The sequence below is a fragment of the Kitasatospora sp. NPDC059747 genome (genome assembly GCF_042732955.1).
GTDB lineage: Bacteria > Actinomycetota > Actinomycetes > Streptomycetales > Streptomycetaceae > Kitasatospora.
The window spans coordinates 1-9,584 of record NZ_JBHWGV010000118.1; the positions used below are offsets into that span (position 1 = coordinate 1).

At 68.6% G+C, this 9,584-nt stretch carries 4 protein-coding genes; all 4 read left to right on the forward strand.

What is annotated here, in order from left to right:
- Positions 1-1,496 (forward strand): hypothetical protein (locus tag ACFV4G_RS35270; RefSeq protein ID WP_380446272.1); only part of this gene is annotated, 1,496 nt, incomplete at its 5' end.
- Positions 1,497-2,024: 528 nt separating this feature from the next.
- Positions 2,025-3,188, forward strand: a complete 1,164-nt coding sequence (locus ACFV4G_RS35275; RefSeq protein WP_380446273.1) for a hypothetical protein — start codon at positions 2,025-2,027, stop codon at positions 3,186-3,188.
- On the forward strand, positions 3,185-6,535 hold the full coding sequence (locus tag ACFV4G_RS35280; protein ID WP_380446274.1) for a hypothetical protein: 3,351 nt from the start codon (positions 3,185-3,187) through the stop codon (positions 6,533-6,535). Before ACFV4G_RS35275 ends, ACFV4G_RS35280 begins: the two co-directional genes overlap by 4 nt.
- Positions 6,529-9,312, forward strand: coding sequence for an RNaseH domain-containing protein (locus ACFV4G_RS35285; protein ID WP_380446275.1), 2,784 nt, complete (start codon positions 6,529-6,531; stop codon positions 9,310-9,312). The genes ACFV4G_RS35280 and ACFV4G_RS35285 overlap by 7 nt, the downstream gene beginning before the upstream one ends.
- Positions 9,313-9,584 lie beyond the last annotated feature (272 nt).

Consider the following 9,584-nt stretch of genomic DNA (forward strand, 5'->3'; position numbering starts at 1 on the left):
ACACGGGCCCGGCCGCTACAGGATCCTGGAACAGCGTCCGTGCCGAGCCCGCGAAAGCCGGACAGTTGGGGGGATTCCCCTATCGAACACCCTCTAAGAGCCGCGTCCTCGCGCTCCTCTCCCACGACGACGGCCCGGACTCACTCCAGGCCGTCCTCACCTGCCGCGACTCCGAACTCGCCTACCGCGCAGCCGAACTGCTGCGCCGAACCTTGCGCGGGGCGCCCGGTGCCCGGGCTGCCACGGAGTTGGTGGACGGGTTGTGCGGGCAATTGCCGGATGCCCCGGCGTCGTCGCTCCGGCAGGCCGTCGCCCACGTGACGGCCGGCACCTGGCCGGCCGCCGCTGGGACGCTGATCGCCTGGCCCGAACGACCCGTGCACGAGGATTCGGAACAGGAAGACGGCGGTGATAACCGGGGCAGCGACGACAACGAAGCGGTCGCGGATTCCGGCCACCTGATGCCGGGGGAGGCTCGGCTGCGTGACCTTCCGGGCCACGTTGTGCGGATCACTTCGCTCCGCGAGTTCCACGTCCGCGACCGGCAGGCCCTGCTGGACGCGGCGGGCAAGCAGGGGTGGGAGCCGATGCCGGCCGATCAGCTCGACGATGACGACCCGTACGACGTGGTCGGAGCGGTGATGTGGCTCGCGGACCCGCCCGTCGACGTCGACGGGGCGGACGTCCTGACCGAACGCAGCCATATCTCTCTGCTGCGGCGGAACAAGGGTGACGAGGTCGCCGAGTGGAGTGCGGAGCCGGTCGTGGCGGACTTCGGCCCCGGCCCGCGTGCCGCCAAGGCCGGGGAGTCCCCTGAGCACAGCCTCGGGGAGAAACTTCCCGATTTCGCGGCGCTCTTCCCTGTGGAGGATCCGCACTGCGAGGACCCGGAGTGTGAGGAAGAGAGCTGCTTGTGGCAGCTGACTCCCCGCACGGCCGACCTCCTTTACACCGCGCTGTCGTTGCTGGCCGACGAGGCGTACGAGGACGCGGAGGAACTCGGTGACGGGCGCCTCGTCCCGGACAAGCACGAGGGCAATTGGGGGGTGTTCCCGCGGTTGCCGAAGCTGACCTTCGCCATCGACCTCCAGTGGCGGCGCCGCTTCGCCCGCGCCGCCGACGACCTCGCCGACGACCTCGAACGCGGCCACTGGCCGCGGCCGACCTGCACCGCCGAGGAACTCGCCCTGCATCTCGCCATCGCCGACGCCGGCGAAAGCGCCGACGAGTTGGGGGAGGACTCCGACGGCACCAGGCACGGCACGCACAACATGTTGCCGGTGCACCGCGACGACTACGACTTCGACGCATGCACGGACATGTTCTTCCAGGACACCGACGTCCTCATGCTCTTCAGCTCCCGCTTCGACGGGATCGAGGACCCCGACGGTGACGCCAACCGGCAGCTGGGCGTGGGCGACCTGCGCGCGCAGGCCTGGTTCGAACCGTTCGGGAACGTCACGGCCCGCGACCCCCGCCGCGGCTTCCGCCGCTGAACGGCCGGGTCCGAATAGGGCGGCGGGCGGAGGAGCTGTCAGGGACTTTGGCCGCCTGTGGACATATATGGACGAAGTTTGACATGTCTGGCCGTTGTCACGGCTGGGCCTCCGTCAGCCCGCGTGAACCATGCGAGCAGCGCGCGCTGGCCAACTCTGCTGCTTGGAAGCCAGGTTGACCGCCTGCTCGGGACCCGTCGAGCAGGCGGCCGGCACGTTAGCGCTGCACACCACGCTCTGTCGGCGCTCCTCCTTCCGGTCTCTCCCAAGAAACCCCGGGCGTCGGCTTCACCGAAAGACTCCAGGACCAGGCGACACGACCATGATCACTCGAAGAGATGAACTTCGATCATGTGGACCGAGCCGTCTTATGTGATATCTGCGCAGGTCAAGTGGCATATCAATGACTCACGAGTGAGGCTTTTCGCCTATCCGCTCCTGCGCGGCGCCGTCGAAGTTCATGCATGATCCTCCCCAGCACATCAGTGCGCTCTGTCAAGGACACTCGGTAAAGTGTGATGGAGGGATGTGGCGGTGTACGACGCTGCCCTGGGCCAGCGGAGGATGAAAGTCCTCTCCGCAGCCATCCGCGCAGGTTACGCATGGACGGTTCGGCATTGCGAACCACGTGCCTGGCGGGAAATCATGAGCATGGCCGGGGTGGTCAACGCCCTCTGCCCCCAGCAGGAAGTCCTGACGCCGGCAGAGTTCGTCAGATCGCTCTCCTACCCGCTGGGAAAGCTGGCACCGGATGTCTTCGATGGGGATCCGCTGGGCCAGTTGACCGTCCTGGAGTGGGGCGAGCTCAGTGACGACGTCTGGTCCGACGGCTGCACTTCTGTCATGGAACTCTTGCAGAAGGGCGACAGGGGCCGGGGCTGGCTGCCGAGTTGGGCTTGGATGCGCCAGGAGGGGGTGGAGAACGAGGCGTTCGCGGGGATCCGAACAGGAGCCAACGAACACTCGTACCGGGCCCGTCGCCGGTTCGTTGTCGAATATCCGGCTGGCGGTGCGGGGGAAATCCTCGACTTGTGTGCGGAGGTCGGCATTGACCCGCCTGTCCAGTACGTCGATTTGCCGGCCGACCGCGTGTACGGCGGTCGTTGGTGGTGGGCCTGCCCGAAATGCCGGTGGCCGATGCGGGTGGACGGCCACCGGGTGAGGTGCACCTACCTGTACCACCAGGCTCACTACACAGTGCGTTCTGAACCGCTCACGGGTGGCCGTCCCCAGTTGCTCCGCAGAGACTCCCAGGTGCCACGGCCCCCAGGGGCACGCGAACGACGGCAACAGGGGCCGGAACGCACGGTGTGCGTCGACTTCGCGGTATGGCGGTTCATCGTCGTGCCAGGTGTCGAGGAGCTCTCGCTGTACCGCCGCTGGCACGGCAAGCCGCTGTTGGGCGTCACGCTGTGGCCCGGGCTGGACATCTATGATCTGGAATTCGCCGTCGAGTCCCTGGGCTGGACTTTGTCGATCGACCTCAAGGATGTGGCGAGCGCTACGGCCCTGGCCGAGAAGGTTCGTCAGAAACCACTCGCCGCCGACACCATCGTGCTGCCCGATCACCGCGGTCCCGGGCAGAAAGCGGAACTGCAGAAACTTCTGCCCGGCTACACCGTGTGGCTTGTCGAGGACGTGAACAAAGAGATCAGCAAGCAGTTGACCCGAGCGAAGCGACAGACGAAATGACCGACCTCTCCTCTCCGCGGACTGAGCGCGAGGAGCGCGGGCTGCCCCGGCTCATCGCCTGTGCCCTGGCCTGCTCACTGGCCCATTTTCCGCCGCCAGACGGCGGCAGCGTCGACGCGGCCCATTTCCTGCTCAGCGGAAAGTACGACCTCTGGCCCGGATACCGGGAGCTGCCTTTCGATGACCAGCGGCGCCTGGCACGGCTACTGCGGCACCGGGACAACGCCCTCGCGGACAAGACGGTCTTCCAGGACCGCGTCGCTGACCAGTTCGCCCAGGACAGGGTGCCCGGTACGCGCCTCGAGCCCGACGGGCGGCACGTCCGGTTCCACCACGGTGTTGCACCGCGGGAGTTCGCCGATCGGCTGTTGGACGAACTCGACCGTGTCGCCGAGGAGGCGTTCCGCCCCCAGTCCATCGCCAAGGCTGGCGAGCACACCCACAACCTGCAGGTGCCGATGGCCGGTGGACTCACCACGCCGGCGCTGGCCACCTACACCTTCCTGGCCGAACACGTCCCCGCGCACCGCCCGCCCGCAGCCGTCCTACGGACGTCTCCCGATCTCCCCCACGTCGCTCTCGACATCCAGGGCTTCCTCGCCCTGAACCGTACCCTCGACCAGGAAACCGGCTCGGCCTACCGCGAGGGAGCACTGGGCCCATTCTTCTCCCGGATGCGGGACCGGAGCGGCCTCGCGGTGGGGAAGAAACTGGTCCTACGGGCGGGGGACATCCAGGTCCTCAGCGCGCCGACCGGGTCCGGAAAGAGCGTCATGATGGCCGGTATCGCGGCCTGGGCCGTCCAACAGGGCCACACCCTCGCCCTGGTCGTCAGCACCAACGCGGACGTGCTGAATCTGACCCGGCAGATCGAGGAGGAACTGGTTGCGGCCGACCTTCTCAAGGGGTCCCGGTTGAAGCCGGAACAGGTGGTCGTACCGCTGATGTCACCCGACGGGCTGGTGCGCGAGTTGGAGCGCACCACTCGCAACTCCACGGATACCGCGTACGTGGACTGGGTGTTCGAACGGCTCGGCTACTCCTGCCAGCTCCCGGCCCTGGCGGCGGTCGACGACGAAGTGGACGCCTGGACGCCCGGCGGGGAACCTTGCCGCAGACTCGCACCGGTACGGCCGCCGCGCCAGAACGACTACCGTACGATGCCCGAGCCCAAGGTGTGCCCCTTCCGGCACAAGTGCGGCAAGTTCCGCCTGACGCGCGCGGCCACCACCGCGAGCATCCTCGTCACCACCCACTCCAACCTGCACGCGGGCAACGTCCACATCCCGCTGGAGTCGGAGGACGGCCTCGTGAGCGAGCACGTCTCCGTCGAGGAGTTCGTGCTCCGGCGCTGTCAGATTGTCCTCATCGACGAACTCGACGCCTTCCAGTCCACCGTGTTCGAGCGCAACGGCCGGAACCTGGTGCTGGCCTGGGGCGACCGGCCGCACGACCGACCACTGATCGAGCTGGACAACCAGCTGGTCTCGGCCTTCCACCGGCTGCCCGCGGCGTTGGAGGAACGGGCCCGCAAGAACGTCTCGGAGAGCCGCGCGCTCGCCGAGACCTACACCATGCACCTCGCCCGCGGTGACCTGGGACAGACCGACCGGCTCTCCGAAGGAACTGCGTCCCGTCCGAACCGCCGACGACGGAGTGACGCCGCCCGCCGATGGATTGTGCCGACCAAGTGGGACTCCTGGCTCGCGGCGAAGCTCGCCCCGTTCCTCGACAACGATCCCCAACAGATCGGCGCCGCAGAACCCCTCCGGACGGGCATCAGTCACACCTTCACCCTGGAGACGGTGTGGGATCCCGCCATCGACACCCACCTGTTGCCCGACCACCTGCAGGGCTTCGCGGGGATCCTCCGCAGTGTCACCAGCAAGCAGCACGAGGCGGGCTCGCTCGACCACGCCAGGGACCGCCTCGACGTCCAGCTGAGGACCTGGGTGCCTGCGCCGAAGACCCGGCTCGACGTGATCGACCGCCTCGTCCGGCGGATGTTCCTCGTCCCGCTCCGCGACCTGCTGCACCGTTTCGTCTACGACGCGCCCCAGCTCAAGCTGGCCGGCGTGGCGGCTGCGGAGGAGATCGCTTCCGCCCTGGGCGGTTACGACCATTGGCGCGCTGTCCCACACGGTCCGCTCGGCCGTCAGGTCTTCGCTTTCACCGAGGACGTCAACCCACTCGCCCCGCAGGACACCAGGTTGAGTGCCGTGGCCTTCGGCGGGGACCCGCACCGGTACCTCCTCGACCTCGGGCAGAACACGGCGCTGGCGCACTCCGGCCACCGCCGGATCGTGCTCGGGCTGTCCGCCACCGCCTACGTACCCGGCGCGCACCGTCACCACGTCCACACCAGGCCCACCTACGTCGTCCCCGACGACGGCGAACCGATCGAAGTCGACATCAGGCCTGTCCCGGGGATCGGGTCGGAAGAACTCCTTCGGATCTCCGGGCTCTCCGGCACGAAACGGCGTGAGGCCACCCACGAGCTCGGCGCCAAACTGTGGAGCGAACTGAAGCGGGAGCTCGATCAACTCGCCTCCGCGGGCAATCCGGTCGGGATCCAGGACGCCATCCTGCTCGCCACCACCTCCTACATCAGCTGCCTGGACCTCGCCGACGGCCTCACCTCGGCGGGCGCCCCGCCCGGCCTCGTCGCCGTCGCCGTTCGTCCCGACCCCGAGCGCGTTGCCGACGCCGAGGGGCCGTACCGTCCGTGGACCGAGATCCCCGCCGACCGCCTGGAGGACTTCGGCGCGATGGCGGGCGCCCGGATCCTGGTCGCCCCGGTGCAACGGGCCGAGCGGAGCCTCAACATCCTCTCCCCAGGCGAGCGCCGTTCCCGCGTCGGTGCCATCTGGCTCGCCGTCCGGCCTATGTCCATCGTCGACGAACCCAGCGAACTGCTCGCCCATATCGGCGCCCGGACCTTCGACGAGCACCGGCCGCACGACCTCCCGTGGAAGGCGCTGGAGAGCGCAGAGCAGACCGCGAGTGGCTACTTCAACGAACTACTGGCCAGCGAGCGGTACTTCCGGGCACTCCCGGCCCGCGCCAAGATCGCGGTCGCCGCGGAACTCGTCGCCTCCCTCACCCAACTCGTGGGACGTGCCCGCCGCGGCGGCACACCGGGCAGGCTCCGCCTGGTCGACGCGGCCTTCATCGACACGAGCGGGAACTCCGACCTGCCGTCCATCCTGCGTGCGCTTCGCAGCAAGTGGATCGCCAGCGGGGAATTCGACACCGTCGTCAACACCAACCGTGCGGCGCTGGAGGGGTTCTTCACCTTCGCCGATCAGCAGCACCGCCGTCGATCGAACCTGGACACCGAATGCTGAACACCCTCGCCTTCACCATGGATCCGAAGAAGCTGGGCAAGGTCGTGCTGTACGCGCTCAGCGAGGACTTCGCCCAGGCATGGAGCCTGCTGCCCAGCTATCGCGACTACGAGGGCGCCAAGCCCGTCCGTCCGGCGTACGCCTCGCTGGCCACCGCGCTGTCCGCCGTGACCAACCAACCGGTCGTCATCATGCCCGACACGCTCGGCAAGCCGGACGACGAGACCCGCACCCCGACGATGCTCGCCACCACCAAGATCATCGAACCTCGGCTTCTGAGCCGCGCCGTCCGTGCCTGGGAACGCCACATCCGCAAGGACGACGATGCCAACACCCTGGCGCCGCTGCTCGACCAGTGCACACCGACCCGGGCGAACCTGGCCTCCTTCATTGACCAAGCCACCACAGGCCGACCCCGAGCACCCCAATGGTTCTTCCGCGTCGCCGCCTGGAATATCGCCGCCGAGCTCGCACGCCACCCCCTGCCCCTTCCACTCCCACACCGTCCCTCCCCCGCCGCACCGCCCGAGGAGGGCGGCCTGGCAGACGAACCGGACGGTCAGCAACCCGAACCGTCGGACGGTGCTGAGGGTGACCAGCCGATCAAGCAGCCGCAGTTGACGTGGCTGATGGACACCAACGGCAGCCTGCTCGGCTGGAACCACCTACTGACCAACACCGCTGGCCGGCGCCGGACCGAGGGCGTGGCCATGCACAAACTCGACTTCCGCGTCATCACACTGCCGGGCGAGCCCCTCATCACCGTCCACGTCCTGCCCACGTTCAGCCGTCTCGCCACCCACTGGGCGGGCACGCGGACCGCTTTCGTCCACCGCGGCACCAAGACCATCCTCCGGGTCCCCGTGGGCCATCGCCGCACGGAAGAGGGCTGGGAGCCGTACATCCGGGGTTTCGCCGCTCGGGTCGTCGGGAGTTGCGACTTGAAACCCGTCACCCTGTGCGACAACGAGGGACTGAGCCACAAGAACCGACCGATCCGCGTACTGATCCCGGGGCCGACCGAGCATCCGCTCGGTAAGGGCACCGGCACCCGCTTCAACTTCGCTCTCGCCCGTCACATCGACACTGTCCTCGGCCCCAGGCTCGGCCTGCGGCAGGTGTCGTACGTCCGGACGGAGCGCCAGGTCGCCCGCAACGCCAAGGGCCGGGTCCTGCGCGAGGACCTGGACCACGCCCTTGCCGGCACCGGACACGACCACATCCGCATCCTCGCCCTCTACGACCGCGAGCACACCCGTCGACGCATGATCGAGGCCCTTGTCCCCTACACGGACTCCCCCGACCTCGTGGACGACTGGGAGGACGAGAGCGACTGCAAACTCACCGCGTGCACCAGCGTGTGGTTCCGACGACTGCCGGCCCTGGTTGCCAGCAGTCGCCCCGATTGGAACCGTGAACTCGCCTTCCTCGACGCTCTTCCGGGCCCCGCCCTCAATGGCGTGTGGGTCGAGACCGTGTGGAATCCCAAGAAGAGCAGCCGCCGGGACCGCGGCGCGGACTATGACCCGAAGCGGGACCTGCGTCGGCACTTCCACCAGCGCGGGATGGTCTCCCAGTTCATCGCGTTCAAGGAACCCCCCAAGGCCAAGGAGGAAGCTGCCAGGGAAACCGCCACCACGGTGCCCGCCGCCGAGCCGGAACCCCTCGACTCCGTACCCGGGCCCGCCACCGAAACCCTGGAGAACGAGACGGCGGACTTGGACGGGACCGAAGCGGACAAGTCTGGCCGTCCACGAGGCCCTCGCCTGGACTTCCCCGCGGTCAACGGACTCCGCGACCTGCTGCTCCGACTTGGGGCGGTCGACCGGAGGCTGGCGGATGCGGTACCGCTGGACCACCCCGCTGTGCTCGTCGGGCTGCACCTTCGGCAGCAGCGAGCCAGCACCCGCACTATCGGCTCCGCCGATCAGACCCAGATGGTCGAGGTGCTGACCGCCCTCCACACCCACCCCGACCCCACCGTGCCGTGGCGATTGGAGATGTACAGCCGTCGCCTGCACGCCTGGCTCCCGATCGCCGAGGCGGAGTCCTCCTTCGGGGCCGGTCCGATCGGCGTAGCCGGTCACGCCAGGCACGAGGACGGCGCCCGGCTCGTCCGCGAGGAGATCCGCTCCGCGCTGCGCGTCTTGCCGGGCGTGGCCCCCGTCGTGATCTTCACTGACGCTGAAGCCTGCCGAACCATCTGGCCCGGTCTGCAGAACGCCCGCCTCGGCCACGGTCCGCTCCCCGGCGACAGCCTCCGCGAGGACGGCCGTGCGGCAGCGGATGTCTGCATCAACACCTCGTACGGCGAAGTCCCCACCCCCATCGACCGTGTCGGCAGGCGGCGCCCGGATCCGCACAAACCCGCCGCCCCCGACGAATGGCTGTACCGGCGCACCACCACCGCCGGAGTCACCAGCTGGTACCTCGCTCAGACATCACGCACCTACAACGGTTTCGGGCAGACCGGCACCAACGGAAGCCAGCACACCCGTTTCACTATCCCCGAAGCGCTGAACGCACAACTGCTGGCCAAGGACTGGAGCAGCTTTACTGCCATCCAGATCACGGTTCCCGCTGCAGGACCCTACGTTCCAGAAACCCTGGCGGCCCTGACGGCCGCGCTGTGCCACCAGTCCCTAGCCTGGGACTCCCGCACCCGCCACCCGGTCGCCCTCCACATCGCCGGTAGCGTGGACCGGAACCATGCCGAGTACCGCGGAGCTACACTCGCCGAAGCGAACCCGGGCTCGGAGGAGCAACGGGACAGCTGAAGTGGCCTTCGTCGGAGCATGCTCGCGGGTGTGGAGGACTTCCTCCACACCCGCGTTCAGTTCCTCTGCCCGCCACATGATCGCTCGTGTCACCCCTGACCCAGCCGACTGGGAACGCGCTACTCGGAGAGTGGGCCGCAGAACGGCGAGTGGCCCTTGCTGCGGCTTGCCGCGGGGGGGGGGGGGGCGCCGCGCCCCCCCCCCCCCGCCCGCGCGCGGGGCGGGCGCCGCCCCCCCCCCCCGCCGCGCGGCAGCGCTCGCGCGCCGCCCGC